The organism is Acinetobacter pragensis (genome assembly GCF_001605895.1).
GTDB lineage: Bacteria > Pseudomonadota > Gammaproteobacteria > Pseudomonadales > Moraxellaceae > Acinetobacter > Acinetobacter pragensis.
Window position 1 is genome coordinate 57,592 of sequence record NZ_LUAW01000015.1, and the last position, 25,049, is coordinate 82,640.

Genomic DNA, 25,049 nt, shown 5'->3' on the forward strand with positions numbered 1-25,049 from the left:
CATTCACAGCATATTATTTTAAGAAACAGTGATAGGTCTGAAATTCATCATCTTTGACAAAACCCATAGTTTCATACAGCTGATGAGATTGGTAATTATTTTTCTGTGTTTCTAATGTGATACGCAAGGCATTTTCATGGCGGGCAAATAAAATTGCTGTGTCAATGAGCTGCTTTGCTGAACCTTGACGGCGGTAGACTGGAGTTACATAGACATCATCTAAAATATAAAAGGTTGAGCAGGCAACGGAAGAAAAACCTAAATACAGCAATACAAAACCTGTAAATACATCATCTTTAATATGAATGAAAAACACACTTTGCTGATTGTCGAAACGCTGTTTTAAAAATTGATAGGATAAGTCCAGATTGGAAGATGCGCCATAAAATTGACGGTATTCATCAAAAAGTACAGCCAGCTGCGTTAAGTCTTGTTCTGCCGCTCGTCTTACTATCATTATTGACTCCATGCATTTTTATAATGTCTTTACATGAAGCATAGCGAAAATTCAAAAGCGGATGATTTATAAATTGTTTGAAAATGCAACAGTGTTAACTTTTGTCACTTTCACCCAAAATAGCATTCAGCTCTTCAAATAAATCCATATGTTCATCGTCTAGCAGTAAATCGCTTTCCGAGGTATCTGCACCGATAAGCTCTGGCTGTTCCAATTTAACATCCTGCTGCTTGAGCTTGCGCAGGCGGATCAGCTGTTCTAAATTGATGCTTTGATTTTCAATAGAGAAGGGGATGGACTTTGTCAGTACAACTTGCTTGAAAAAAAGCCGAACCGCTTGAGCAGGCGTAATTCCTAATTGCTTAAATACAGCAAAGGCTTGCTTTTTCTCTTGGGAATCCAGACGGATTTGATAAACTTCAGTTTTTCTCATAATTTTAGAAAGCTTTAATTTACTTAACTTTTCGCATTTATTCTAAACAAAAACCAACGGATTTCAATAGTTAAACGCAGAAAAACCGAATATTTTGTAATGACAAAGCTATTACAGTGTATGTTAGAACTTAAGTTCCTGCACCGAGCTGAATTGCATGGGCTGCAAGGTTACTGGATCTTTAAATTCAATGTGCTTTGCCAGCAATTGCAGCGGCGCTGTAAAGTCATGGTCTGCCTTATGCGCAACATTTGGATACAACGGATCATTCTTGATCGGCAGCCCTAAATGAGCAAGATGAACTCTAAGCTGATGCTGTTTGCCTGTATGCGGTTTTAATAGATATTTTGCCCATTGCGCATCATGTTCCAGCACATGAATTTCTGTTTCGCTGTTTGGCTGGCCATCATAAACTTTCATGGTATAAAACGGCTCGCCTTTGTCCATGTTTAAACAAACCGTTTGCGGAAATTGCATGTCCAAAGCATAGGGCGCAATAGCGTGATAGGTTTTCTGAACTTTCCGTTCTGCAAACATTTGCTGATATGCGCCGCGTGTTTCCGGGCGTTTGGAAAACAGCACAATACCGGCTGTTTCGCGGTCTAATCGGTGAATGGGCGTGAGCTGCTCAATGCCGGTTTGATTTTTTAAACGCACCAAAAGCGTTTCCTGCACATACTGCCCAGTCGGGCTCATGGTCAGAAAATGCGGCTTATCAATGACCATTAAATCAGTATTTTCAAACAGGATTGTATGTTCAAAAGGCACATGGATTTCATGCGGCAGAAACCGGTAATAAAAAACATGGCTATTGGCGTGAAATGCACTGTTTACATTCAGTTTTTGTCCGAATGCATCATAAATTAATCCATCCTGAAACCGCTGCCGCCATTCAGATTGATCGATATGCCCAAATTGCGCGCACAAGTAGTCAAATACTGTTTGGATGGATGCTGGCGAAGGTTTTAAGAAAACTTTACTGGCGCTGACACCATGCATCATGGGCGGGATAAATTCGGCAGGATTCATGCTGGGTAATAGAACACTTTCAACAGATGGATTGAAACAGCCGAATCATAAAAAATATACAATCCGGTTTTGAGCAATAGGCTTTTCAAGCTGTGCGATGCTATCATATTTGCTCTTTAAGTACATGTCGTGAGCAGTATGCAGCATTCATTTAATCTGGCTTTAAATAATGAAGAAGATACACAAAACTTAGCTGAAGTTTTGTCAAAGCATTTTACTGCAGGTGTGATTTATTTGATTGGCGACTTAGGCGCAGGCAAAACCACCTTAACCCGCTACTGGCTGCAGGCGATGGGGCATCAGGGTGCAGTCAAAAGTCCAACCTACACTTTGGTTGAGCCTTATAATATTCACGGCAAAGATATTTTCCATTTCGATCTCTACCGCCTTAATGATCCTTATGAGTTGGAATTAATGGGTATTCGTGATTATTTGGAAACACCGGATGCGCTTTTTTTATTCGAATGGCCATCGAAAGGCGGTGAAGAAATTCCAGAAGCAGATTTAATTATCAATATTGAAAAATCAGAAGATAACCTTGTCCGCATGGCCGAATTAAGTTCGCATTCAGATGCTTTGCAGCAGGCTTTAGAGAAACGTTTTTTATGATGAATGATGTCAGCATGCGTCGTATCCGCACACTTGATCCTGCTTTAGCGAACCAAATAGCCGCCGGTGAGGTCATTGAGCGCCCTGCTTCCGTGGTTAAGGAACTGCTGGAAAATGCAATTGATGCAGGCGCAACTGAACTCATCATTCGTGTTGAGCAAGGCGGCAGCACGCTGATAGAAATTATTGATAACGGCCGTGGCATTCATGCCGAAGATCTGCCGCTGGCGGTCATGCGCCATGCCACCAGTAAAATTCAGACAGCAGAAGATTTACAGGCTATCGTCAGCTTAGGATTCCGCGGAGAAGCGTTGGCATCCATTGCGGCCGTGTCCCGCTTAAGCCTAATCAGCAGTCAAGATGAAGACGGTATCGGCTATCAGGTTGAAGTGAATGGTACAGCTTTTGACCATCAGGAAATACAAGCCGTTGCCGCAGCTAAAGGCACGCAAATCCGTGTACAGGATTTATTTTTCAATGTGCCCGCGCGGCGTAAGTTTTTAAAAAAACCGGGTACTGAGTTTGGACATATTGAAGAAATTGTCCGCCGTTTGGCGCTTACGCATTTTGATATCCGTTTTGTTTTAGAACATAACAGCAGCATCAAGCTGAATCTGCCGGTTGCAGACAGCGGAGAGCTGCGTTTTCAACGGGTGCAGCAGCTGCTGGGCCGGCAATTTACAGCAAATGCTTATTGGATCGATGCTGATAGCGTGAACATGCGTTTAAGCGGCTGGCTGGGGCATCCCTCAGATGCGCGGGCGCAGGCAGATTTGCAGTATGTCTATGTCAATGGGCGAATTGTCAAAGATAAAACCATTTCCCATGCGTTGCGTATGGCTTATGACGGTATTTTGCATGGGCATCAGCATGCCGGCTATTTGCTGTTTTTAGAAGTGGATCCTGAAAATATTGATGTCAATGTGCATCCGACAAAACATGAAATCCGGTTTCTGAATCAGCGCGAAGTGCATGAATTTGTCCGTCATTATGCCAAGGCGACTTTATCTCAATTTCAGACAGCTTCGGCGGAACTGTCATCGGCAATGAAGCAGAATGAGCAAATCGCTGAACAGGACACTGTTCAGCCGCAGCCGCGCTATCAGGAGCAATTTCAGCTTCACAAGTCTGTTGAAAATATGCCGGAAGCCGGCCAAAACACAGCTGCTGCAGATGGTTTGAGCGATTTTAATACTGTGCAGCCGCAAGCTGTCTCTTATGCGCAGCCATCATCCAATTCAGCGGCAGGATATGTGTCGGGCTATTCATCACAGTACGCGGGTTCTCAAAAGCTGAATAATGCGCTGCAAAGCTATCTGGCGCCGCTGCGCGATATGCCGTCTGAAACTGCGGATTCACTGCAAAATCATATTACTGCCAAGGTCGATGAGCATCCTTTAGGAATTGCTATTGCGCAGCTGCATGGTATTTATATTTTGGCGCAGAATACTGAAGGCTTGATTATTGTGGATATGCATGCAGCGCATGAACGGATTGTCTTGCAGCAAATGAAGGCTGCGTGGGATAAGCCGGAATTTTGGACTTCACAGCAATTGCTGATCCCTAAAATTGTACCGATCAGCCGGATGCAGGCCGCACGCATTGATGATTTGAAAGAGCAGCTGGAGCGTTTAGGTCTGGAAATCGATCAGTATGGTGACGAACAGGTCATTGTTCGCGGTGTGCCGGCAATATTGCATAAGGCTGACTTTGATGCGCTGATTCCAGAGCTGCTGAATGATTTAGATCCGAACGATCAGGCACAGGGCCTGCTGCAAAAACGGGATCAGATTTTAGCCGGTATGGCCTGTCATGGAGCAGTGCGCGCGCACCGCCTTCTAAGCCTATCAGAAATGAATGCCTTGCTTCGTCAGATGGAGCAAACCGAATTTGCCAGCCAGTGCAATCATGGACGCCCAACATGGCGCGCGTTTCCATTGGCTCAGCTAGATAAACTATTTGCTCGGGGAGAGTAGCGTTACATGTCAAATCAACTGCCGGTCATCAATTTAATGGGGCCCACCGCAAGCGGAAAAACCGCTTTGGCATGTCAACTTTACGAGCAAGGCGATTTCGAGCTGATTTCCGTCGATTCTGCGCTGGTTTTTAAAGACATGGACATAGGTACGGCTAAGCCTACAAAAGAAGAGCAGGCGCGCTATCCGCATCATCTGATCGATATAATCAGCCCATTAGAAGTTTATTCGGCGGCTCAATTTGTTGATGACGCCAGTATTCTGATTGAAGACATGCATGCGCGAGGTAAAACTCCCATCTTGGTCGGCGGTACGATGCTGTATTTCAAAGCATTGCTGGAAGGCTTGTCGTCCAATTTGCCCAGCGCTGATTATGCTGTACGCGCTGAGATTGAGGCCAAGGCTGCGCATGAGGGATGGGAGGCGGTATTCGCTGAACTTTGTCAGGCAGACCCATTGGCTGGACAGAAGTTTAATGTAAGTGATAAACAGCGGATTATCCGTGCATTGGAAGTGTTTAAGCTCACGGGTGAGCCAATAACGAAATTACAGGCAGAACAGCCTAAAAATTTACCATATAAATACAATTTCTATAATTATGCATTAATGCCTGATCGATTCGAATTGCACAAGCGCATAGAAAAAAGATTAGAAATCATGTGGCGTATCGGATTTTTAAATGAAGTGAAAGGCTTAATGAAAAAATACGATTTAGATGCAAATCTTCCTTCAATGCGTTCAGTTGGTTACCGACAAGCGCTCGAATTTCTTAAAAATAGTGACCAAAGTGACAAAAAGCGTGCTGAAATGGAGGATAGGGCGCTCTTTGCAACACGACAACTTGCTAAACGTCAATATACATGGTTGAGATCTTTGCAAGAAAAGCATAAATTTACTACATATTTTACTCTCGAGCAGGCTCAAGAAGACTTGCGAAACTGGCACGGATAAAGCAAAATTTAGCTACTGCCTTTTTTATAATTTTTAATTGAAAAATAAAGGTAGTTTTTGCGCTGATTTTTAATTTTTTTGGAGTTATAACATGTCTAAAGGTCAAACTTTACAAGATCCGTTCTTAAATTCTCTCCGTAAAGAACGCATTCCAGTTTCTATTTTCCTTGTTAATGGTATTAAATTGCAAGGTCATATTGAATCTTTTGATCAATATGTAGTTTTACTGAAAAACACAGTAAGCCAAATGGTTTATAAACACGCGATTTCTACAGTTGTTCCAGCACGTAACCCACGTCCTGCTGGCGCGCCTGCTGGTGCACAAGGTGCAGGCGGCTTCGGCGGCGCTCAAGGTCAAGGCGGCTTCGGCGGCGCTCAAGGTCAAGGCGGCTTCGGCGGTCAAGGCGGCTTCGGCGGTCAAGGCGGCTTCGGCGGTCAAGGCGCTGGCTTCGGCGGTCAAGGCGGCTTCGGCGGTCAAGGCGCTGGCTTCGGCGGTCAAGGCGGCTTCGGCGGTCAAGGCGGCTTTGGCGGTCAAGGCGGCGGCTTCGGCGGTCAAGGCGCTGGTTTCGAAGGTGAAACTAAATTTGAAGATTCTCAAGATGACGAAAACAATCGTTAATTAAGAATTAAAAAAAGCCTCTTTTAAAAGAGGCTTTTTTTATACGTTTAAATTGCTTGAAAAAAACCAGCGTTAGAGCTGGTTTTTTTATTGAAACAAGTTTTAAGACTTGTTCTTTTTACGGTCGAGGCTTGGATCTTTGATATCAACGAATGCATTGTTGCGGATTTCACGCAGCCAGCTGTCCAGTTCAGCATCAAACTGACGTTCTCCCAGCAGCTGTCTCGCCATGCGCTCTTGATATTCTCGAGTCATGTCTTGCTGGCGGGTGTCGGTTACTTGAAGGATATGCCAGCCGAACTGTGATTGAAATGGCTCGCTGATTTGGCCTTTCGCTGTATTTTTCATTTTCTCATCAAACTCTGGAACCATTGTGCCAGGCGTAACCCAGCCTAAGCTGCCGCCATCTCGCGCAGATCCTGGATCGTTTGAATAAGTGGCTGCCAATACAGTAAAGTCTTCACCTTTTTGCAGGCGGCTGTACAAGCTGTCGATTATCTGCTTAGCATTTTCAGGGCTGACTACTTCAGAAGGCTGAATTAAGATATGGCGCGTTTGATATTGCGGGACAATGGCTTTTTGTTCACCGCTTTTGCGTTCAACCAATTTCAGTACATGAATGCCGTCTCGGACAGGGATCAGTTCAGTTGTTTGGCCAGGCTGTAATGGGCTGACGCGCGCTGCCAATTCAGCAGGGATATCAGACAGGCTGCGGAAGCCCATATCAGCGCCTTCGACTTTAACGGCGCTGTTCGAGAATTTTTTACCGATGGCTGCGACGTCATTGCTGTTGGTGAGTTCAGTCTTGACTTCTTTGGCGATTTTTTGCACCGCAGCATCATTGCCGTCACCTGAAATGCGGACATGCAGTACATGTGCCTGATTGCCCATAGCCGCTTGGCCTTGCGGTGAGTTTAAGAAGTTTTTGACATCTGAGTCGCTGATTTGAATGCGGGATGTCACAATTTGCTGGCGCAGGCGGTTAATCGCTAAATCTTCCGCAATGCGGCCGCGTAATGAAGAATAGGTATTCGGTGCGATTTTATCCAGTTTTTGCTGAAACGCTTCAAGGCTTGGTGAACCTGAATCTTTTGCAACTTTAAGCACGGCTTCATTCAAGCTTTTTTCATCTGGCTTAATGTTGTAGCGCTTGACCTGCTCCAGCTGAGCTTGACGGGTAATCAGCAGTTCTAATGCCTGCTGCTGCAAATACTGTTCAGGCGGTACGGTTTTCTTTTGCGCTTCCAGCTGATGTTTTACTTCTGCAATGCTTTGTTCTAAATCACTGCGCAGAATTACGCTATTGTCCACAACAGCAACAACTTCATCTTTAGGTTGAGCAGCAAAGGTTGGCAATGATGCAGAAAGGCAAATAGCAAGTGCTGTCGCTTTAAAAACGCGTTTTAACTGTAATGTCTTCATTAACGTTCTGTCCAATTTTGATTAATATTATTAAAGCCTAAAACACGGGTTTCCAATAAAGATGAAAGTTTATTATTGAAGCCGCCTAAGCCTTTAAAGGTGAATTCCGCCATGATGGCGCGCTTAGGTTTAACACTGTCATCATTGACGTTGTCTAAATCATTGTAATAAGAGCGGCCGTACACGGATAAACCCCAGCAGCATGACTCATAGTTGACACCCAGCAGGTATTCGCGCGCGACACTGTTGTCAATGTCGTATTGAGCATGGCCCACTAAACGCCAGTTGTTGTGTACCGGCTGAATGAAAGAGGCAACGACCTGATCATAGCTGTCTTGACGGTTCGGCAAGTAGCGGCGGTTAAAATAGCCTAAATTGTATAAATTGCCTTGATCGCCGGTGTAGTACATTTGTACATCACGCTGCGCATTGTCGCCATTGGACATCCATGCGCCATTCGCACTGACTCTGAAGCGTTCAGACAGCTGGCTGGACAAACTGATGACAGGGCCTGTATGGCGTTCATGGTCAATCTCATCTGCGGTATTATTTAAAGTTACGCGGCGGTCTTCAAAATAATAGCTTTGACCGACACTGGCTTTCAGGCGTTCTAAGCCAATTTCATCAAATAAGCTGTAGCTTAAGCCCAAAGAAGCGAAGTTGTTGTCTTCTAGGCGGTCATGGCCATAAAAGCGGTTCGGACTGAACAGCTGATCATAGCTGATGGATGCGGTTGTAGAGTCAAAGTTTGGATGGCTGTCCTGATTGCGGTAGGGCGCATAGGCATAAAATGCACGCGGCGTCAGGGTTTGCAGGTATTTGCCTTGCTTTTCAAAAATTAAGCCAGTATCCAAAGTAAACTGTGGAACGGTAATCGATTTGGTTTCACTTGATGATGTTGATGCTGAATCTGTTGCGCCATTGTTTTGATAATATTGAACAGTGTCTTTATCAAAGAAGGTGTTGACATTTCGTACCGAAACTTCAGGAATCACAAATGACCATGGCGTCATGTAGTTGTAACGTACACTGAAGTCATTATAAATACGTGTGCCGCTTGGTTCGAAGCTGCGGTTTTGATTGCCTGCGTAATCGTTATAATCGCTGATGTCTTTTTTGAAGTAGGCAGTATCGTTATTGAATTCGTATTGAAAGCCGATTGGGCTGCCATGCTTATAATTCAGCAAGAATTGCGGTAAGCGGGCATATGGGCGGTCTTCATCTTTAACCGTTTTATCCAATGTTTGAAAGTCTTCTACTTTCAATTGCGCTTTTAGGCCAGGAATGCCGTTTTTATAATTCAGTTCCCATGCGCGGCGCAGGTTCAAATCCGTTTTAGAATTTGGATTATTGTTTAAATCGGTAAAGTAGTCTTTGTCTGATGCATAGTTGAAATCTAAATTGGTACTGAACTGCTCATTCAGGTCCCATTTATGCAAAACATGCAAATCCTTACGGTCTTTATCGTCATAGCTTTTGTCGGAAGCTAAGTAGCCGCCCCAGATCATGCCGGCACCGTAATTTTCAGTCAGGAAGCGGAATTCGCCTTCCAGCATCGGACCGCGGTCGCTGATAAAGCGCGGTGTAATCGTTGCATCGTAGTTTGGCGCAAGATTCAGGTAAACCGGCACTCCAAGCTCGACACCGCCGTCATTGGTAAAGCCGAAACTTGGCGTCAGGATACCTGTGGTGCGGCGGTCATCAATTGGAAAGTTAAAATAAGGAACCGCCATCACTGGAACATTTTTGACGTAAAGCTTTGTTCCTGTGGTTTCACCGCGTCCAGTTTCCTGATTCAGCTTAATTTTGTTGGCTTGAATTTTCCACGTCGGTGTTTCACCGGGCGGGCAGGTACTGTAAGTGGCATTTTCCAGTTCGACAGTTTGTTCTGATGTGCGTGAAATTTTTTCAGCGCTGCCGTGCGCATGGCTTTGCTCAGAGATATACAGGCTGTTGCTTAAATCACCCTGCTGGGTTTTTAAGTTGTAATTAATCGAGTCACTTTCTGAAAGCAGCCCAGCCTGCGCCATTTGCACATGGCCTGATGCGTTGGCATAAGTTTGGGTTTTATCGATTTTAATCTGATCTGCACGGATTTGGCGGCCTTCTTGGTCAATGACGACATTGCCTTCAAGAATAGAGTCGCCATTCGGGTCAAAGTGACCGTAATCGGCAGTCACTGTTGATGTCGCCTGATCTGCTGGAACTGGCTTTACATCTGGGGAAATTGGGGTGACCCATGCGCCTTGGCAGTATGCGGAACTTAATTGAAGTCCTTGGCGCTGCTGCGCTTCTGGCGCTGACTTGTCGACATAGTATTGTTCAAAGAAACTTTGGCCGGGGTAAGCTTCAGAAATCGTTTGTTTTAATTGTTCTGCGTCATTTTCGGCAGAAGCAGGCGATGCCGCAAAGCTTGATACTGAGCTGCCGCAAAGAAGAGTTAAGATCGCAGTCGCTAAAGGATTAAATTTAAACTGATGCTTCATTTGTCTCATTAACCAAGAGTGCTTTATCGCAATTAATTATTGTCGCATCATAGAGAAAAAGTTGATAAGTAGCTACACTTAGCACTTTAAAAACTCAGCCTGTATTAGAATTTATTGCAAATGAATACACCACGTGAACAATCAATCCAATCATGGATCACATCTGTACTTGGTTCAGATCAATTTGAAACTCATTTTTTAGCAGGCGATGCAAGCTTCCGTCGTTACGCACGAATCAAATTGAATAATAAAACATTTATGCTCATGGATGCACCTCCAGAAAAAGAAGATTGTGTGCCTTTTGTGACGATTGATGAATTTTTTGATGCCCATGGCGTGCGCGTGCCGCATATTGTGGCTAAAGACTTGGAACAAGGCTTTCTTTTACTGGAAGATTTTGGCGATGTTTTGCTCTCTGCACTGTTAAATAATGAAACAGTAGACAGCTATTATGCGCAAAGCTTTGCGCAATTGATTCATTTGCAGTCTATTGATGGCGTGAGCCACTTTCCTGAATATTCATACGAAAAGCTGATGTCTGAAATGGCGCTGCTGACTGACTGGATGCTGCCGTCATTGCAAATTCTGCCGACGGCGGATGAAAGTGCATTAATTAAGCGCAGTTTTGCGATTTTGGTCAATGCTGCTTTGGCGCAGCCACAAGTTATTGTGCACCGTGATTTTCATAGCCGCAATTTAATGGTGCTGGCGGATGAGCAAGAGCAGGGTGTGATTGATTTTCAGGATGCTGTGATTGGCGCAGATACTTATGATTTGATTTCAATTACCCGTGATGCTTATGTGCAGTGGAGTCCTGAGCGTGTCTACAGCTGGTTCAAGGCTTTCTATGATTTACTGCCAGCATCTGCAAAAGAAGGCCGTGATTTTGAACAGTTTAAAAAAGATGCAGATTTTATGGCGATTCAGCGCCACATTAAAATTTTAGGCATTTTTGTACGATTGTTTGAGCGTGACGGCAAGTCCGGCTATTTAAAAGATCTGCCGCGCGTGATGTGGTATTTGCTGGAAGAAAGCAAACCGTATGCAGAATTACAACCGTTTATGCAATTTATTCGCGATAAAGTAATGCCGAAATTTGAAGCTAAATACGGTATTTACGAGGTGGTTGCATAATGAAAGCGATGATTTTGGCGGCGGGTTTGGGAAATCGAATGCGGCCGCTGACATTGTATAAGCCGAAACCTTTGCTGGAAGTGGGCGGTAAGCCATTAATTGTTTGGCATATTGAAAAACTGAAAGAAATTGGCGTGACTGAAATCATCATCAACTCTGCATGGCTGGCGGATGTGCTGATTGACGCGCTGGGAGATGGCTCGCAATATGGCGTGAATATCCGCTGGACACGTGAGGCTGAAGGTTTAGAGACCGCAGGCGGCATCATTAATGCATTGCCTTTGCTGGGAACGGAACCATTTATTCTGGTGAATGGTGATGTCTGGACAACTTTTGATTTTGCTTCGCTGCTGAATGTCCAGCTTAGAGAGGATTTGGCGCATTTGGTTTTTGTTGCTAACCCGCCACAGCATCAAAAAGGCGATTTCACCCTGTCAGCAGGCCGCGCGTATACTTTTGATCAAGAGCATGCAGGTGAGCCTTTAACTTATAGCGGTGTTGCGGTTATTCATCCGAAAATGTTTGATGGGTTGGAAGCAGGAAAGCGGCCTTTGGCGCCTTTGCTGAAAAATGCAATGGAGCAAGGGAAAGTTTCAGCAGAAAAAATGCAGGCCGCTTGGGTGGATGTTGGCACTCCGGAGCGATTAAGTGCGCTGGATCTCCAGATTCGCGAAGGGATGTACGCTTAAGTGCATATTCGCTAAGCGCTAAGTAGTGTTCCACGGCTTAGAAATCGGTATACTTCAGTTTAATTTTATTGAGATGTCTTCTTTATGCATCCTTTTTTTCAAGACTTAAAGCAAGGTAGCCAGAAGCTTGGCTTAGATTTGAGTGAAGAAGCACTGAATCTTTTGTTGAAGTATCAAGATGCGCTTGTGCTGTGGAACAAAGCTTATAATTTGACAGCTATCCGTGATCCTAAAGAAATGCTGGTGAAGCATCTTTTAGACAGTTTGAGTATTTTAAAAGATTTGCCGCCAGGCCGCCTTTTAGATATTGGGACAGGCGGCGGCATGCCGGGTATGATCGTTGCGCTATGCCAGCCTGAACGCCAATGTGTATTGCTGGATTCAAACGGTAAAAAAATTCGATTTCTGAAGCAGTTTATTGCTGACTTAAAATTAAAAAATGTTATTGCCGTGCAAACGCGCGTAGAAAATGAAGAGAGTATTGCGGAACTAGGCAAATTCGATGTGATTACCAGCCGAGCTTTTGCATCATTAACAGACTTTATTAGTGCATCTGTTCCCTTTATGCATGAGCAAAGCATTATTGCGTCCATGAAAGGCCTGATTCCCAGTGAAGAGATTGAAGCTTTCAAAAATGAGTTTCACTGTCAGGTCATTGAGCTGAATGTTCCGCGGCTTGATGAACAGCGCCATTTGCTTTTGCTGAAACGTATTTAATTATTTCTAAGGATTGGGGTTACCATGGCACAAATTATTGCGATTGCGAACCAGAAAGGTGGTGTCGGTAAAACTACAACCGCAGTTAATTTGGCGGCGTCATTGGCTGTTTTGAAAAAGCGCGTGTTGCTTGTGGATATGGATTCACAAGGCAATGCAACCATGGGTTCAGGCATTCAAAAAAATGATTTGCTGTACTCGGTTACAGATGTGCTGCTGGGCGAGATGCCGATAGAAACAGCGATTACGCGTGCAGAAGTCGGCTATAAAGTCTTAGGCGCCAATCGGGATCTGGCAGGCGTTGAGCTGGCGATTGCTGAACAGGAAGGGCGCGAGTTTATTTTGCGTGAAGCGCTGCAGCAGATTGACGATAAGTTTGACTACATTATTGTGGACTGTGCGCCAAGCTTAAGCTTGATTACAGTCAATGCTTTGGCGGCTGTGGACAGTGTTTTAATTCCAATGCAGTGTGAATATTACGCGTTAGAAGGTTTGGCAGATTTAACGCAGACAATTGACCGCATCCAGCAAGCATTAAACCCTGATCTGCAGATTATTGGCGTATTGCGGACTATGTTTGATGCGCGCAATGCCTTAACGCGGGATGTTTCTGCAGAGCTGGAACAATACTTTGGCAAAAAGCTGTATGACACTGTTATTCCGCGCAATGTGCGTTTAGCGGAAGCGCCTGCGCATGGCTTGCCGGTCATTTATTTTGAAAAAAGTTCAAAAGGCGCAGTTGCATATTTAAATCTGGCAGCTGAAATGTTAAAGAAAAACAAAGTGAAAAAAGGAAGTAAAGCATGACCATAAAAAAACGCGGATTAGCTAAAGGCCGTGGTTTGGATGCCTTACTTGGATCAATCCAAAAAGAAAAACTGCAGTTGGAAGCTCAAGCTTTGGATCATGGTCAGCTGAAACAGATTGATGTTCATTTATTGCAGCGCGGGGAATATCAGCCGCGCCGTTTTATTCATGAGCAGGATTTGCAGGAATTGGCGGCATCGATTGAAAAGCATGGCGTTATGCAGCCGATTGTCATCCGTCCAATTGATGACGAAAAGCATCCCTATGAAATTATTGCAGGTGAGCGCCGCTGGCGCGCTGCGCAGTTGGCGGGCTTGACGGAAGTTCCAGCTATTGTCCGCGACTTGAGTGATCAGGTAGCCATTGCTTTAGCACTGATCGAGAATATTCAGCGTCAAGATTTGAATCCAATTGATCAAGCGATGGCGCTGCAGCGCTTTCATGAGGAATTCGGCCTAAGCCATCAAGAAATTGCAGACACAGTCGGCAAGGCGCGCACCACGATCAGCAACTTATTGCGTTTGCTGACATTGGCAGAACCAGTGAAAGATTTCATGCAGCAGAGCATGCTGGATATGGGGCACGCGCGCGCAATTTTGACGCTCAAAGCGAAAGATCAGCTAAAAGTGGCTGAGCATGTCATAGAAAAAAGTTTGTCTGTACGTCAAACAGAGCAGCTGGTGCGTGATTTGAATGCGCCAAAGCAAACTAAAGAAAAACAAGCGGCATCTGCAGATATTCAGCAATTGTCACAGCGCCTGTCTGACCGTTTTGGTGCAGATGTAAAAATAGATCATAACAAGCAAGGCAAAGGCAAGCTGGTGATTAATTATCATTCTTTAGAAGAACTGGATGGTATTTTAAATATTTGCTTAGCTGATTAATTTTAGAATTCGATTTATTGGGGAAAATCAAATGTGGGAATTAGTCAAAGCCGGCGGATGGCTCATGCTGCCGCTGGTACTGTGTTCAATCTTTACCATTGCTATTTCAATTGAGCGCTTTATTCGATTGAAAAAATCACAGGTGCTGCCGGCAGCTTTGCTGATGAATCAAAATCAGACAGCCGCTCAGGCCGTGCAGCAGATGAAGCAGGACCAAAGTTTGCAACGCAGTACACTGGGCCGGGTTTTTACGGCAGGTTACGCCAGTAAGGAACACAGTGAACAATATGCGCGTGCGCAAATGGAAGTTGCCGCCTCGCAAGAGATTAGCTACTTAGAAAAAAATATCAACTTCTTGGGAACTCTGAGCGCGGTTGCGCCGCTGCTGGGTTTGCTGGGCACTGTACTGGGCATTATTGAATCATTCTTAATGATTGATGTCGGTACAAACAGTGATCCTGTGCTGATGATGCCGGGTATTTCCAAGGCCTTGATTACTACTGCGGCCGGTATGTTTATTGCCATTCCTGCATTGTTTGCCCACCGTTATTTTCAGCGTTTGGTGCAGGAATATATTGCTGAATTGGAACAGCAGGCAACACTGTTTCATGCCTCGCTTTTTTATCAAAACAAGACTGATAAAGAATCACAAGATTTGCAAAAAGCAAGCTGAGGCAGTCAAATGAAATTTAAGCGCAGGCAAGTTGAAGATATTCATATTAACTTAACGCCAATGATTGACTGCTTATTGTTTATCTTGGTGTTTTTGCTTTTATCGACGACTTTTAATCAAATGAGCCGCATGAACCTGACACTGCCGGATGCACAAGGTGTACCGCCGAAACAGTTCGATCAGAAGATTGAGGTTGTTGTGGACGCCTCAGGGCATTATTCTGTAAATGGCCAATCTTTGTCGAGCAAAGAGGCTTCAGATTTAAATACGGCAATTAAACAGATTTCAAATGATCGCCGTGATTTAATGTTTATTATTGCTGCTGATGCAAAAGCTGCTCATCAGGATGTGATTCGTGTAATGGATGTCGCAGGCCAGCTGGGCTTTGTGAATGTAAATATCAGTACGAAAGTACCGACTCGAGGTTATTAGTGAAGCACGATGTAAAAGTTTATCTGCGCCTGTTAAGTTATTTAAAATCTTTTTGGGGCTTGGCGATATTTGTCGTGATTGGTTTCGCCATCAATGCGGCAACGGAGGTATCTGTCGCTAAATTGCTTGAAAAGATTATTAATGCGATTCAGCACCGCGATCAGGCCTTTACATCGTTATTTCCATTTTTAGTCGTGCTGCTGATGTTTTTCCGCGGCTTGGGAACATTCATGGGCGGTTATTTTACGGCTGTGATTTCGCGGAATTTAATTTTCAATATCCGTCAGGAAGTTTTTGCAAAGCTGATGCGTTTGCCTTCGCAATACTATTTAGATAATTCCAGCGGTCATATTACTGCCAAAATTATGTATAACGTAGAGCAGCTGACCGCGGCATCGACGGAGTCCTTGAGAACCATCGTGCAGCAAGGTTTAATTACGTTGGCACTAATCGGTTATCTGATCTACAGCAATTGGCGCTTAACGCTGGTGATTCTCATCTTTTCTCCTTTAATTGGGCTGCTGATCCGCAAAGCGTCTAAACGCATGCGCAAGCTGTCAACTCAAGTACAAAACACGATGGGGGATGTGAATCATGTGGTGCAGGAAACCGTCAATGGCAATGTTGTGGTGAAAGGTTTTTCAGGTCAGGAATATGAGCAGAAGCGCTTTTATGACAGTTCAATGGAAAACTTGCGCCGCGGCATGAAGATGGTGGTGGTGCAGCAGTTGAACAGTCCGATTGTGCAGCTGATCATGTCCATTTCCTTGGCCATTGTTATGTATATCGCATTGCGTCCAGAGATTATGCAGGATACTTCTGCGGGGCAGTTTGTCGCCTATATTACGGCGGCAGGCATGCTGAGCAAGCCAATTAAAGCCTTGACGGATGTGAATGAAAAGATTCAGCGCGGCATGGCGGCTGCGCATTCAGTTTTTGAGCTGCTGGATATGCCGGAAGAGGCGAATACAGGTACGCTCACACCAGCTCTTAAAGGCAATATTGAATTTAAAGATGTAAATTTGGTGTATTCAGACGGCTTTCATGCATTGCATGATTTTAATCTGAAAGTGAATGAGGGTGAAACCGTTGCACTAGTCGGGCGCTCAGGGGCCGGTAAAACTTCCTTGGTGAACCTGCTGCTCCGCTATCAGGAAACCAGTTCTGGACAGCTGCTGCTGGACAATATAGATATTCATGATATTGAGATAGATAGCCTGCGCCGTCAAATATCGATGGTCAATCAGCAAGTGGTGCTGTTTAACCGTACAGTTCGTGAAAATATTGCTTATGGCCAGCTGGAAAGCGCTACAGAAGAGCAGGTGGTTGCTGCCGCAAAAGCTGCTTATGCACATGATTTTATTATGAACTTGCCGCAAGGGTATGATACGCCTTTAGGCGCGCAGGGCTTGAATTTATCCGGCGGGCAGCGCCAGCGGATTGCTATTGCTCGGGCCATTTTAAAAGATGCCCCAATTCTGATTTTAGATGAAGCGACCAGTGCGCTGGACAATGAATCTGAATATTTCATTCAGCAGGCCTTTGATGCGGCCATGCGTAACCGCACAACAGTGGTGATTGCTCACCGTTTATCGACCATTGAAAATGCTGACCGCATTGTGGTTATGGACAAGGGCAGAATTGTTGAGCAAGGCTCGCATGCAGAGCTGATTGAAAAGCGCGGGGCGTATTATCAATTGCACCAGCGCAATTTTGAGGAACAGTAAATGTCAGCGGCGCAGTTAATTCAGGATGCTTGGAATAAGCAAGCGAAGTGGCTGATTGTGCTGCGTCCGCTGTCTTGGCTGTACCGTGGCGGTTTTTTGCTGAATAAAAGTCTATATCAGGCAGGGCTAAAGCAAAGCTATAAAGCGCCCGTGCCTGTGATGGTGATTGGTAACATAACAGTAGGCGGCAGCGGTAAAACACCTTTGCTGATTCACTTGGTTAAATATTTGCAAAGCAGGAACGTTCGCGTTGCTGTGATTAGCCGAGGGTATGGCGGCAAGGGGCCGTTTCCTGCTGAGGTCGGCATAGCTACAGATGCGGAAACCGCCGGTGATGAGCCTGTGCTGATTGTGCAGTCTACGGGTGTACCGATGGCCGTAGGGCCGAACCGTCAGAAAAGCATCGAGCTGCTGTTGTCTCAGCATGCGCTTGATTTAATTATTTGTGATGACGGTCTGCAGCATTGGGCGCTGGAACGTCAGATTGAATGGATTGTGCTGGATAATAATAGAGGCCTCGGCAATGAGAAAGTATTGCCTGAAGGCTATTTGCGTGAACCTAAATCGCGCTTGAAATACGGCACAGTAATTGAGCATTCGTCTTATCCGAAAATGCCTTTAAATATGCATTTGGCGGAGTCAAAACCGTATTTGCTTAATGACGGCATGGTTAAGCCGTTTGAACCCAATGCGGATTTTTACGCGGTTGCAGGCATAGGTTTTCCGCAGCGCTTTTACCGTACATTGGAAGCAATGGGCGTTCAGCATTTCCAGTGCCATGAATTTGCTGATCACCATGAATACGAAATTGATGATTTGCAGTTTGAAGACAGCAATCCTATTATTACCACAGAAAAAGATGCGGTAAAAATTTTACCGCTGCTCAGGAAAAATCCAGATTTTCAGCGTGAGATTTGGGTGGTGCCTGTCGATGCCATTCTGTCTCCTGCGTGCTATGAAACATTGCATCAGCAGCTGAAACAGCTGGGTATCCAACTAGATGAAGGCTCTCATTGATGAAACATATTGTTATTCCAGCCCGTTTTTCCAGTTCGCGTCTTCCGGGCAAGCCATTGCTGGAAATTCACGGCCGCCCAATGATTCTGCGTGTGGTTGACCAAGCGCAGAAAGTTGAAGGCTTTGATGATTTATGCGTTGCCACGGATGATGAGCGCATTGCCGCAGTTTGCCGTGCAGAAGGGGTTGATGTGGTGTTAACCTTGGCAGATCATCCGTCTGGCACAGACCGCCTAAGTGAAGTTGCCCGTGTTAAGGGGTGGGATGCAGGCGATATTATTGTCAATGTGCAAGGGGATGAGCCGCTTTTGCCGGCTCAGCTGGTGAAACAAGTGGCGCAGCTGCTTGAAGATCAGCCTGCTTCATCGATGTCGACTTTGTGTGAGCCTATTCATGGCTTAGAAGAGTTTCAGCGTGACAGCATCGTCAAAGTGGTCATGTCTAAGCACAATCAGGCTTTGTATTTTAGCCGTTCAGCAATTCCTTACGACCGTGATGGCGCAAAATTGGCAGAACAGAAGCTGCATGACCAGGCTTACCGTCATTTGGGATTATATGCTTACCGTGTGAAGCTGCTGCAGGAATATGTGACTTGGGATATGGGCGTGCTGGAAAAGCTGGAAAGCTTGGAGCAGCTGCGTGTGCTGGAAAATGGCCATCGTATTGCGATTGCTGTTGCTGAAGCGAATTTACCGCCCGGTGTGGATACCCAAGCCGATTTAGACCGGCTGAATCAAATGGATGTATCTTGTTTCGAATAAAGGGCGCCATTCCGCATGTCAATTGAAATTAAAGCGCAAGTCTATCCTTGGCAGCAGACTGTTTGGGATGCATTAACCGGCCGTTTTCCTAAATTAGGCCATGGCTTGCTGTTTTACGGCAAGAAAGGCTGCGGCAAGCATGCTTTTGCGCAAAACTTTTTGGCATGGGTGCTGTGTCAGAACCGGCATGCGGGCAACCAGCCGTGCGGTGTTTGCGGCAGCTGCCAATGGCTGAAATCCGATACGCATCCGAATTATGTGCACATCAGTACAGATGAAGACAATAAAAAGCAAAATGCCAAAATCAAAATTGAGAAAATCCGTGATTTGCAGCCCTTTGTTCAGCAAACGGTTGACGGCTGGCGAGTTGTTGTTATTGAGCCGGCGGAAGCGCTGAATACGGCTTCGGCCAATGCGCTGCTGAAAACACTGGAAGAACCGGGTGACCGTATTGTACTTATTCTTCTTGCAGATCATTATCTCAAGCTTCCGGCAACCATCCGCAGCCGTTTGCAGCATTTTGCCTTAGACCGTATCAGTCCTGAACAGGCAGCGGATTATTTGCATGAAAAATTGCCAGACAGTAATTCGCAGCGCCATCAGCTGCTGATGAATCTATCCAATCAAATGCCGCTGCAGGCGGTTGAATTGGCACAAAGTGAATGGCTGAATTTACGGCAGGATTTTGTCAATGACTGGCAGAAGCTGGTCATGCAGAAAAATATGCCGATAGCAATCGCGACCAAGTGGAATAAAGCGCTGAATTTTAGTGAATTCAGTCAGATGTTTGAATACTTGTTGTCTGATTTAATTTGTGTCAAGCTGAATCAGGCCATAAAAAATATTGATTTAAATTTTAATGATCTGCCGGATCAGTATGATTTAGAATCATTATTTGGCATTTATGCAGAGCTGCAGCAATCCAAAAAGTTTATCGAACAAAACGTACAAACCAACTTAGTGCTGGACCAGCTGTGCATTAAACTGATGAATATTTAATAATAAGGGGAACGACAATGCAGCCACGTATGGGCGGAATCATTCAAGCCAATATTCCAGATGTGGATACACTATTCGCAAGCTATATGCCTTATGTGGTTGGAGGTGGTCTTTTTGTTCCTTCTAAACAGCCGGTGAAAATGGGTGAGGAAGTCTTTGTGCTGACCACTTTGCCTGAACAGTCTCAAAAAATTCCTTTGACTGGTAAGGTGATTTGGATTTCTCAAAAGCAAAATGGCATTAAACCTCAAGGTTTTGGCATTCAGCTTGCCGGTGAAAAAGGTATTTATTTCAAATCAGAAGCAGAACGCATGCTTACAGGGCTTAAAAGTGAAGGCCGCAGAAGTTACACTATGTAGAGTTTCACCTTACTCAACATAGGTACTTATCGTGTTTACAGATACTCATTGTCATTTAACTCTGCTTGATCTTGCTCCATATGGCGGAGATTTGGATCAGGCACTGGCGCAGGCTCGCGAAGCAGGTGTTTCCCGCTTTATGAGTATCTCGGTTGATTTGGACGATCATATCGCTTTGGCTGAAATTGCCGCCCGCCATGCGGATGTAGGATATTCAGTCGGGGTGCATCCCTGCGAAGATCCAGCCACCATGGCGCGGGCAACAACCGATTATTTGGTAGAGCTTGCACAGCCTGAAAAAGTCTGGGCTTTGGGTGAAACGGGTTTAGATTATTTTCACAGCACCGATTATATTCAAGAACAGAAAGAATGTTTTGCCCGCCATATTCAGGCGTCGAAAATTGTGAAAAAGCCGGTCGTGGTGCATACCCGCTCGGCCAAACACGATACAGTCGATATTATCCGCGCTGAACAGTCGACACACGGCATTCTGCATTGTTTTACAGAAGATTGGGAAACAGCAAAAGCGGTGCTGGATTGCGGTTATTACATTTCTTTTTCAGGCATTGTATCTTTTAAAAATGCGCAAGATTTGCGTGATGTGGCGAAACAGGTGCCTCTGGACCGGGTGCTCATCGAGACAGACAGCCCTTATTTGGCGCCTATGCCATATAGAGGAAAATCTAATGAACCAAAATATGTTCCCTATGTAGCCAAAGCCTTAAGTGATGTATATGATAAGTCACTTGAAGAGATGGCTTTAATAACAAAGCAAAACTTTGAAAACCTTCTCAATTTAAAGTAAATAACTTGAATTTAAAAGTATATCGTTTGAATTGATATAAGAGCAGAAGAGAGTATAGGGTGAAGATGGATCGTCAGGCTCAGTTTCGAGCACGAGAAGCGTTGATTTTTCAAGTTGCAGAGCAGCTTCTTTTAGAAAATGGTGAATCCGGCATGACGCTGGATGCGCTGGCAGCAGAACTGGATCTGGCAAAGGGTACTCTTTATAAGCATTTTCAGAGTAAAGATGAGCTGTATATATTGCTCATCATCAGAAATGAACGCATGCTGCTGGAAATGATTAAAGATACCGACAAGCAGTTTCCTGAACACTTGGCTTTTTTCATGCTGCATCATTTGCACCATCCTGAGCGTACTGTGCTGTTTCATCAAATTGAAGAGCGTCTTGCTACGACAGGCGTGGGCATTCAGCTGTTGTTCAGTGAACTGTATCAAGTGCGCAAACAGCGTTTGCGCCTGATTATCCGCATGACAGAAAACTATTTAGCGTCTATTGGCAGCGCCATGTCGGTACGTGATTATTTGGCGTCCATTTGGTCGCTGACGCACGGCGCCGCTGCAATTTTGAACTCCAGCTTTTATCAGCGCTATTTAGGCTCACGCGATACCTTAAGAGTCGCATATATTGATCAGGCGCTGGCATTGCCCAAGCAGATCAGCGCTGCAGCTCAATTTGCTTAAAGGCTGATTATGAAGAACCCGCCATCATTAATTCAAGGCTTTACTTTAGTGGAATTGATGGTGGTTATTGTCATTATGGGCATTATGGCCTCTCTGGTGATGATGAATATGAGCGGTACTGATCAGCGTAAAGCGATGCAGGCCCGTGAAGTCTTTATTATGGATGTGCAGCGCATTTTGCGCGAATCAAATGATCAATCCAGAATTTTGGCGCTTAATTCTCAGCCGGCATCGGATGCCGATGGCTTTCAGTATGGGGTGATGGAATATTTGTCCCAGAAAAACAATGAAAATAATTTCAATCTGCTCGGTAATCAGAACAATCATTGGCAAAATTATCAGGATTTTCCGATTCGGGTCTTGCCGGAAAATGTCACATTCAGCATTTTGCCTTTAGAGCGCCGTTATGAAAATGCCAACAGCAGTGAGCTGCTCAATCAAAATTCACCTAAGCTGATTTGGCTAGGCAATGGAGAGATCAAGCCCGTGCGTGTGCAGTTCTATTTTGAAAACCGCCCTGTCGGAAATGAAATCGAGATTGATTATTTAGGTAAAATTACTGAATGAAAGCAAAATCTCCAATGCATGGCGGCTTGCCTTGTGCTGCTGCAGTTCAGCGGCATGCTCATTGCTGTTCCGGGTTCACCTTGTTGGAGGTGATGGTGGCGCTGGCAATTTTTGCAACAGCCGCTATTGCGCTTACGAATGTCGCAATGCAATACACGCAAGCCACTTCAAATGCCATTTTACGAACCAAAGCGCAGTTTGTTGCATTGAATGAAATTGCTTTGATGGAAATGAATCGGGAATGGATGACGGGCACTGCATCAAAGCAAATTACGCAGCAGGGTGAAAAGTGGCAGATTGATAAATCTGCGCAGGCAACGATCAGCCCTAATGTGCAGCGCATAGAAGTTCAGGTCAGTTTAATGAATGCTGAAACGGATAAAGTTGAATCAGGCATCACCAGCCTTATTTTTTTCAATCCTAAAGTGAAACAGTCATGAGTAGGCGTCAAGGCTTTACATTGGTTGAGCTGCTGGTGGCGATTGCGATTTTTGCTGTATTGTCTGCATTGGGCTGGAAAGTATTTGATTATATTTCTAAGGTCAAAGAGCGCAATACGCAGCATGAGGCGCGCCTGTCGGAGCTGCAGGGGGCATATCAGCAGATATTGCGCGATACAGTACAGGCTGTGCCGTTAACTGCAAATATCAATAATAAAATACAGCCTGCAATGGTGCTGCAAAATGGGCGTTTTAACTTCAGTAAAACAGGCGTAACAGATCCTTTGAATCAGGGCATTGCTCCGGATGAGCGGGTTGAATATAAATATGATGCCAATGAGAAAAAACTCTACCGCCTTAAATACAGAAATTTAAATCAGACAGGTCAGGATCAGCCGGATTCCAGTGTGCTGCTGTCAGATGTAGAGCATTTTGAGATTCTGGTGATGAACCCAAATGAGCTGAATGCCTGGCCTGACCCAACACCGGACTTGGCGCAGGAAAGTGATGTGCAGCGGTTGCCGCGCGGCCTGAAAATTAAGCTACAGGTCAATGGTGTTGAGTATGAGTGGCTGTGCAGTTTGCTCAATACAGACCATTTAAAGCTAAACAGTGTTTCGTAGCAGCAGGGTGCAAGAAACTAAGGTTGATAGCATTCGAGAGGTTTCAGTGCAATGAGTATGAGTCATCGCCGCCGTATGGGCGCAGCTAAGCAAGAAGGCATCGCTTTATTGACCATACTGGTGATGGTTGCCTTGGCCACAATATTGGCGGCCAGTATTGCGAAACGCCAAAGCAATACGGCTGAGGGAACAGCGTACTTAATGCGTCAAAATCAGTCGCTGCTGTATGCAAAAAGCGCTGAAGTTTTTTTTGCTGAACTGCTGAAGGATGATGCGGAAAATGCAGGTGATGTCGATTTTTTACAGGAAAATTGGGCTAAGCCGATGCCTGCTTTTCCAGTAGATGACGGCTACGTTTCGGGGGTGTTGGAAGATCAATCCGGTAAATTTAATTTAAACAGTCTGCTCAAAGCCGATGGCACGGTCAATGAAAATTCAAAAAAATGGTTTGAAAAAATATTGGTTAAGGCGGGGCTGCCTGCACAGCTGAGCGAAGCGGCGATTGATTGGCAGGATGTAGATGACGAGCAGACTGGGTCAATGGGCGCTGAGTCCGGCTATTACCGCGGTCTGCAAAATGCATCTATGCCGCCGAATGCAAGGTTTCATGATGTCGAAGAGCTGAAGCAGCTCCGTGGTTTTGAAGATGGGAAGTATAAGCTGATTGCGCCGTATGTCAGTGCGTTACCCAGCAATGAAACGACGGTCAACATCAATACTGCCCCTGCGTTTATATTGGCCAGCATAGATGAAAAGCTGGATGCGCATGCTGTTCAGCAGCTTTTGGATAAGAAAAATGCAGCCTTGGAAAAATTCAATAATGCTGCCGAATTATGGGAGGCAGAGCCTTTTACATCTGTATCGGCAGAAAATAAGGCGATTGTCGGTGACTTGCTGGGTGTGAAGTCCAATTATTTTAAAGCCAAAATAGAAATTGAATTAAGCGGCAGAAAGCGCCAATTTACATCAGAGCTGGTGCGAAAGGACAAAGAGGTTTATGTGGCGTATCGGAGCATGGCGCCTTTTAATTAAGCAGGGCATGAGCGCCATATAAATTATCAATTGCATTGAACTGTAAAATTAATGCTCAAGGTTTTAGTTTTGCTTTATAATCCCGATAAATTCACAGGTTTTAATTGAATTACGGCATATGTTAATTCGTAAGTTATTTAAGTTTGAAAATGCTCATATTGTGCGTAATTGCACATCAGACCGCTGTAAGCGTTCAATACATGGGCACAGCTATAAAGTTGAGCTATTGCTTAAAGCTTCGAAATTAGATCATGGTCAAATGGTTTATGACTTTGGACTGCTGAAAGGTGTTATTAAAGACCTTTATGACAGTTTTGATCATGCAATCTGTTTTTGGCAGCAAGACAATGCAGACTATATTCACGCGTGCAAAAATTTCAGTGCGCGGTGGGTATCCTTGCCTGTATCTCCTTCTGCAGAGCAGTTCTCAAGAATTTTCTTCTACTTGGCGCAGCAAGTGCTGGCATCGACCGAAACGCAAAATGGCGAGGGAGATGTCGAGGTGTATTCAGTGATCGTGCATGAAACGGATACTGGCTATGCTCAAAGCTTTGCAGAAGATATTGAAAATGCGCAAATGGGTCTATTGAATTTAGAGCAGATTGAATTTTCAGAACAGGTTAAAGAGGAATGGGCTGATCCTGAAATGTTTGATAAATTAATCCGCGGGATTAAATTTCAAAATCCAAGCGTGGATTTGCAAGTTAAACTTTAATGCAGC

The 25,049-nt window shown here is 44.8% G+C and carries 28 protein-coding genes; 23 read left to right on the forward strand and 5 right to left on the reverse strand.

From position 1 onward, the window contains the following. Positions 1 to 13: 13 nt before the first annotated feature. The 3 genes from AZH43_RS06550 to AZH43_RS06560 form a co-directional block, all read right to left on the reverse strand. Complete coding sequence (locus AZH43_RS06550) at positions 14 to 457, reverse strand: GNAT family N-acetyltransferase (protein ID WP_067667840.1); 444 nt, start codon at positions 455 to 457, stop codon at positions 14 to 16. Between the two features lie 94 nt (positions 458 to 551). After that, positions 552 to 890: a type II toxin-antitoxin system RelB/DinJ family antitoxin gene (locus AZH43_RS06555; RefSeq protein ID WP_067667843.1), complete on the reverse strand. Its 339-nt coding sequence runs from the start codon at positions 888 to 890 to the stop codon at positions 552 to 554. A gap of 123 nt (positions 891 to 1,013) precedes the next feature. Next, positions 1,014 to 1,919 (reverse strand): pseudouridine synthase, encoded by a 906-nt coding sequence (locus tag AZH43_RS06560; protein ID WP_067667846.1) that lies wholly within the window; start codon positions 1,917 to 1,919, stop codon positions 1,014 to 1,016. A gap of 138 nt (positions 1,920 to 2,057) precedes the next feature. Between AZH43_RS06560 and tsaE the strand changes: the two genes are divergently transcribed. From tsaE to hfq, 4 genes are all read left to right on the forward strand, one after another. Further along, the gene (tsaE, locus tag AZH43_RS06565) at positions 2,058 to 2,528 is read left to right on the forward strand and encodes a tRNA (adenosine(37)-N6)-threonylcarbamoyltransferase complex ATPase subunit type 1 TsaE (protein ID WP_067667849.1); all 471 of its coding nucleotides are present in this window, start codon (positions 2,058 to 2,060) and stop codon (positions 2,526 to 2,528) included. After that, on the forward strand, positions 2,525 to 4,504 hold the full coding sequence (gene mutL, locus AZH43_RS06570; protein WP_067667852.1) for a DNA mismatch repair endonuclease MutL: 1,980 nt from the start codon (positions 2,525 to 2,527) through the stop codon (positions 4,502 to 4,504). Before tsaE ends, mutL begins: the two co-directional genes overlap by 4 nt. Before the next feature lie 6 nt (positions 4,505 to 4,510). Further along, entirely contained in the window at positions 4,511 to 5,455 is a 945-nt protein-coding gene (gene miaA, locus AZH43_RS06575; protein ID WP_067667855.1) for a tRNA (adenosine(37)-N6)-dimethylallyltransferase MiaA, read from the forward strand. Between the two features lie 91 nt (positions 5,456 to 5,546). After that, on the forward strand, positions 5,547 to 6,074 hold the full coding sequence (gene hfq, locus AZH43_RS06580; protein ID WP_067667858.1) for an RNA chaperone Hfq: 528 nt from the start codon (positions 5,547 to 5,549) through the stop codon (positions 6,072 to 6,074). Between the two features lie 102 nt (positions 6,075 to 6,176). On the opposite strand, the gene AZH43_RS06585 is transcribed toward hfq, so the two are convergent. Then, positions 6,177 to 7,496, reverse strand: a complete 1,320-nt coding sequence (locus AZH43_RS06585; RefSeq protein ID WP_067667860.1) for a peptidylprolyl isomerase — start codon at positions 7,494 to 7,496, stop codon at positions 6,177 to 6,179. Next, positions 7,496 to 9,982, reverse strand: coding sequence for an LPS-assembly protein LptD (locus AZH43_RS06590; protein ID WP_067667863.1), 2,487 nt, complete (start codon positions 9,980 to 9,982; stop codon positions 7,496 to 7,498). Before AZH43_RS06590 ends, AZH43_RS06585 begins: the two co-directional genes overlap by 1 nt. A 120-nt stretch (positions 9,983 to 10,102) precedes the next feature. On the opposite strand from AZH43_RS06590, the gene AZH43_RS06595 reads away from it, so the two are divergent. The 19 genes from AZH43_RS06595 (at position 10,103) to AZH43_RS06685 (ending at position 25,043) form a co-directional block, all read left to right on the forward strand. Beyond that, positions 10,103 to 11,116 (forward strand): aminoglycoside phosphotransferase family protein, encoded by a 1,014-nt coding sequence (locus AZH43_RS06595; protein WP_067667866.1) that lies wholly within the window; start codon positions 10,103 to 10,105, stop codon positions 11,114 to 11,116. After that, positions 11,116 to 11,805, forward strand: coding sequence for an N-acetylmuramate alpha-1-phosphate uridylyltransferase MurU (gene murU, locus AZH43_RS06600; RefSeq protein ID WP_067667869.1), 690 nt, complete (start codon positions 11,116 to 11,118; stop codon positions 11,803 to 11,805). The genes AZH43_RS06595 and murU overlap by 1 nt, the downstream gene beginning before the upstream one ends. A gap of 84 nt (positions 11,806 to 11,889) precedes the next feature. Beyond that, the gene (gene rsmG / locus AZH43_RS06605; RefSeq protein ID WP_067667872.1) at positions 11,890 to 12,522 is read left to right on the forward strand and encodes a 16S rRNA (guanine(527)-N(7))-methyltransferase RsmG; all 633 of its coding nucleotides are present in this window, start codon (positions 11,890 to 11,892) and stop codon (positions 12,520 to 12,522) included. A gap of 24 nt (positions 12,523 to 12,546) precedes the next feature. After that, positions 12,547 to 13,329 (forward strand): ParA family protein, encoded by a 783-nt coding sequence (locus AZH43_RS06610; protein WP_067667875.1) that lies wholly within the window; start codon positions 12,547 to 12,549, stop codon positions 13,327 to 13,329. Continuing rightward, positions 13,326 to 14,213 (forward strand): ParB/RepB/Spo0J family partition protein, encoded by an 888-nt coding sequence (locus tag AZH43_RS06615; RefSeq protein ID WP_067667878.1) that lies wholly within the window; start codon positions 13,326 to 13,328, stop codon positions 14,211 to 14,213. Before AZH43_RS06610 ends, AZH43_RS06615 begins: the two co-directional genes overlap by 4 nt. A 31-nt stretch (positions 14,214 to 14,244) precedes the next feature. Beyond that, a complete protein-coding gene (locus tag AZH43_RS06620; RefSeq protein ID WP_067667881.1) occupies positions 14,245 to 14,886 on the forward strand; it encodes a MotA/TolQ/ExbB proton channel family protein in 642 nt (213 codons plus the stop codon). 9 nt (positions 14,887 to 14,895) lie between these two features. Further along, entirely contained in the window at positions 14,896 to 15,318 is a 423-nt protein-coding gene (locus AZH43_RS06625) for an ExbD/TolR family protein (protein ID WP_067667884.1), read from the forward strand. Continuing rightward, positions 15,318 to 17,045, forward strand: coding sequence for a lipid A export permease/ATP-binding protein MsbA (msbA, locus tag AZH43_RS06630; protein ID WP_067667887.1), 1,728 nt, complete (start codon positions 15,318 to 15,320; stop codon positions 17,043 to 17,045). The genes AZH43_RS06625 and msbA overlap by 1 nt, the downstream gene beginning before the upstream one ends. Continuing rightward, entirely contained in the window at positions 17,046 to 18,062 is a 1,017-nt protein-coding gene (gene lpxK, locus AZH43_RS06635) for a tetraacyldisaccharide 4'-kinase (protein ID WP_067667890.1), read from the forward strand. It abuts the gene before it with no gap. Next, positions 18,062 to 18,823: a 3-deoxy-manno-octulosonate cytidylyltransferase gene (gene kdsB, locus AZH43_RS06640; protein ID WP_067667893.1), complete on the forward strand. Its 762-nt coding sequence runs from the start codon at positions 18,062 to 18,064 to the stop codon at positions 18,821 to 18,823. Before lpxK ends, kdsB begins: the two co-directional genes overlap by 1 nt. Before the next feature lie 15 nt (positions 18,824 to 18,838). Continuing rightward, positions 18,839 to 19,822 carry a DNA polymerase III subunit delta' gene (locus tag AZH43_RS06645; protein ID WP_067667896.1) on the forward strand — a complete coding sequence of 328 codons (984 nt, stop codon included), beginning with the start codon at positions 18,839 to 18,841 and terminating at the stop codon, positions 19,820 to 19,822. Positions 19,823 to 19,839: 17 nt separating this feature from the next. After that, positions 19,840 to 20,181 (forward strand): PilZ domain-containing protein, encoded by a 342-nt coding sequence (locus AZH43_RS06650; RefSeq protein ID WP_067667899.1) that lies wholly within the window; start codon positions 19,840 to 19,842, stop codon positions 20,179 to 20,181. 31 nt (positions 20,182 to 20,212) lie between these two features. Next, positions 20,213 to 20,986 (forward strand): TatD family hydrolase, encoded by a 774-nt coding sequence (locus tag AZH43_RS06655; protein ID WP_067667902.1) that lies wholly within the window; start codon positions 20,213 to 20,215, stop codon positions 20,984 to 20,986. 65 nt (positions 20,987 to 21,051) lie between these two features. Further along, positions 21,052 to 21,666 carry a TetR/AcrR family transcriptional regulator gene (locus AZH43_RS06660; protein ID WP_067667904.1) on the forward strand — a complete coding sequence of 205 codons (615 nt, stop codon included), beginning with the start codon at positions 21,052 to 21,054 and terminating at the stop codon, positions 21,664 to 21,666. Between the two features lie 9 nt (positions 21,667 to 21,675). Further along, positions 21,676 to 22,233: a pilus assembly FimT family protein gene (locus AZH43_RS06665; RefSeq protein ID WP_067667907.1), complete on the forward strand. Its 558-nt coding sequence runs from the start codon at positions 21,676 to 21,678 to the stop codon at positions 22,231 to 22,233. 14 nt (positions 22,234 to 22,247) lie between these two features. Beyond that, positions 22,248 to 22,673: a type II secretion system minor pseudopilin GspI gene (gene gspI / locus AZH43_RS06670; protein ID WP_067668117.1), complete on the forward strand. Its 426-nt coding sequence runs from the start codon at positions 22,248 to 22,250 to the stop codon at positions 22,671 to 22,673. After that, a complete protein-coding gene (gene gspJ, locus AZH43_RS06675; RefSeq protein ID WP_067667910.1) occupies positions 22,670 to 23,296 on the forward strand; it encodes a type II secretion system minor pseudopilin GspJ in 627 nt (208 codons plus the stop codon). The genes gspI and gspJ overlap by 4 nt, the downstream gene beginning before the upstream one ends. A 57-nt stretch (positions 23,297 to 23,353) precedes the next feature. After that, on the forward strand, positions 23,354 to 24,328 hold the full coding sequence (gene gspK, locus AZH43_RS06680; RefSeq protein WP_162840078.1) for a type II secretion system minor pseudopilin GspK: 975 nt from the start codon (positions 23,354 to 23,356) through the stop codon (positions 24,326 to 24,328). A 118-nt stretch (positions 24,329 to 24,446) separates the two neighbouring features. Then, positions 24,447 to 25,043, forward strand: coding sequence for a 6-pyruvoyl trahydropterin synthase family protein (locus AZH43_RS06685; RefSeq protein ID WP_067667916.1), 597 nt, complete (start codon positions 24,447 to 24,449; stop codon positions 25,041 to 25,043). Positions 25,044 to 25,049: the final 6 nt, after the last annotated feature.

What these genes read in the sequence shown, in the direction of transcription:
- AZH43_RS06550 (WP_067667840.1), bottom strand. Translation starts at nt 457, where the DNA reads ATGATAGTAAGACGAGCGGCAGAACAAGACTTAACGCAGCTGGCTGTA.
- AZH43_RS06555 (WP_067667843.1), bottom strand. Translation starts at nt 890, where the DNA reads ATGAGAAAAACTGAAGTTTATCAAATCCGTCTGGATTCCCAAGAGAAA.
- AZH43_RS06560 (WP_067667846.1), bottom strand. Translation starts at nt 1,919, where the DNA reads ATGAATCCTGCCGAATTTATCCCGCCCATGATGCATGGTGTCAGCGCC.
- tsaE (WP_067667849.1), top strand. Translation starts at nt 2,058, where the DNA reads ATGCAGCATTCATTTAATCTGGCTTTAAATAATGAAGAAGATACACAA.
- mutL (WP_067667852.1), top strand. Translation starts at nt 2,525, where the DNA reads ATGATGAATGATGTCAGCATGCGTCGTATCCGCACACTTGATCCTGCT.
- miaA (WP_067667855.1), top strand. Translation starts at nt 4,511, where the DNA reads ATGTCAAATCAACTGCCGGTCATCAATTTAATGGGGCCCACCGCAAGC.
- hfq (WP_067667858.1), top strand. Translation starts at nt 5,547, where the DNA reads ATGTCTAAAGGTCAAACTTTACAAGATCCGTTCTTAAATTCTCTCCGT.
- AZH43_RS06585 (WP_067667860.1), bottom strand. Translation starts at nt 7,496, where the DNA reads ATGAAGACATTACAGTTAAAACGCGTTTTTAAAGCGACAGCACTTGCT.
- AZH43_RS06590 (WP_067667863.1), bottom strand. Translation starts at nt 9,982, where the DNA reads ATGAAGCATCAGTTTAAATTTAATCCTTTAGCGACTGCGATCTTAACT.
- AZH43_RS06595 (WP_067667866.1), top strand. Translation starts at nt 10,103, where the DNA reads ATGAATACACCACGTGAACAATCAATCCAATCATGGATCACATCTGTA.
- murU (WP_067667869.1), top strand. Translation starts at nt 11,116, where the DNA reads ATGAAAGCGATGATTTTGGCGGCGGGTTTGGGAAATCGAATGCGGCCG.
- rsmG (WP_067667872.1), top strand. Translation starts at nt 11,890, where the DNA reads ATGCATCCTTTTTTTCAAGACTTAAAGCAAGGTAGCCAGAAGCTTGGC.
- AZH43_RS06610 (WP_067667875.1), top strand. Translation starts at nt 12,547, where the DNA reads ATGGCACAAATTATTGCGATTGCGAACCAGAAAGGTGGTGTCGGTAAA.
- AZH43_RS06615 (WP_067667878.1), top strand. Translation starts at nt 13,326, where the DNA reads ATGACCATAAAAAAACGCGGATTAGCTAAAGGCCGTGGTTTGGATGCC.
- AZH43_RS06620 (WP_067667881.1), top strand. Translation starts at nt 14,245, where the DNA reads ATGTGGGAATTAGTCAAAGCCGGCGGATGGCTCATGCTGCCGCTGGTA.
- AZH43_RS06625 (WP_067667884.1), top strand. Translation starts at nt 14,896, where the DNA reads ATGAAATTTAAGCGCAGGCAAGTTGAAGATATTCATATTAACTTAACG.
- lpxK (WP_067667890.1), top strand. Translation starts at nt 17,046, where the DNA reads ATGTCAGCGGCGCAGTTAATTCAGGATGCTTGGAATAAGCAAGCGAAG.
- kdsB (WP_067667893.1), top strand. Translation starts at nt 18,062, where the DNA reads ATGAAACATATTGTTATTCCAGCCCGTTTTTCCAGTTCGCGTCTTCCG.
- AZH43_RS06645 (WP_067667896.1), top strand. Translation starts at nt 18,839, where the DNA reads ATGTCAATTGAAATTAAAGCGCAAGTCTATCCTTGGCAGCAGACTGTT.
- AZH43_RS06650 (WP_067667899.1), top strand. Translation starts at nt 19,840, where the DNA reads ATGCAGCCACGTATGGGCGGAATCATTCAAGCCAATATTCCAGATGTG.
- AZH43_RS06660 (WP_067667904.1), top strand. Translation starts at nt 21,052, where the DNA reads ATGGATCGTCAGGCTCAGTTTCGAGCACGAGAAGCGTTGATTTTTCAA.
- AZH43_RS06665 (WP_067667907.1), top strand. Translation starts at nt 21,676, where the DNA reads ATGAAGAACCCGCCATCATTAATTCAAGGCTTTACTTTAGTGGAATTG.
- gspI (WP_067668117.1), top strand. Translation starts at nt 22,248, where the DNA reads ATGCATGGCGGCTTGCCTTGTGCTGCTGCAGTTCAGCGGCATGCTCAT.
- gspJ (WP_067667910.1), top strand. Translation starts at nt 22,670, where the DNA reads ATGAGTAGGCGTCAAGGCTTTACATTGGTTGAGCTGCTGGTGGCGATT.
- gspK (WP_162840078.1), top strand. Translation starts at nt 23,354, where the DNA reads ATGAGTCATCGCCGCCGTATGGGCGCAGCTAAGCAAGAAGGCATCGCT.
- AZH43_RS06685 (WP_067667916.1), top strand. Translation starts at nt 24,447, where the DNA reads ATGTTAATTCGTAAGTTATTTAAGTTTGAAAATGCTCATATTGTGCGT.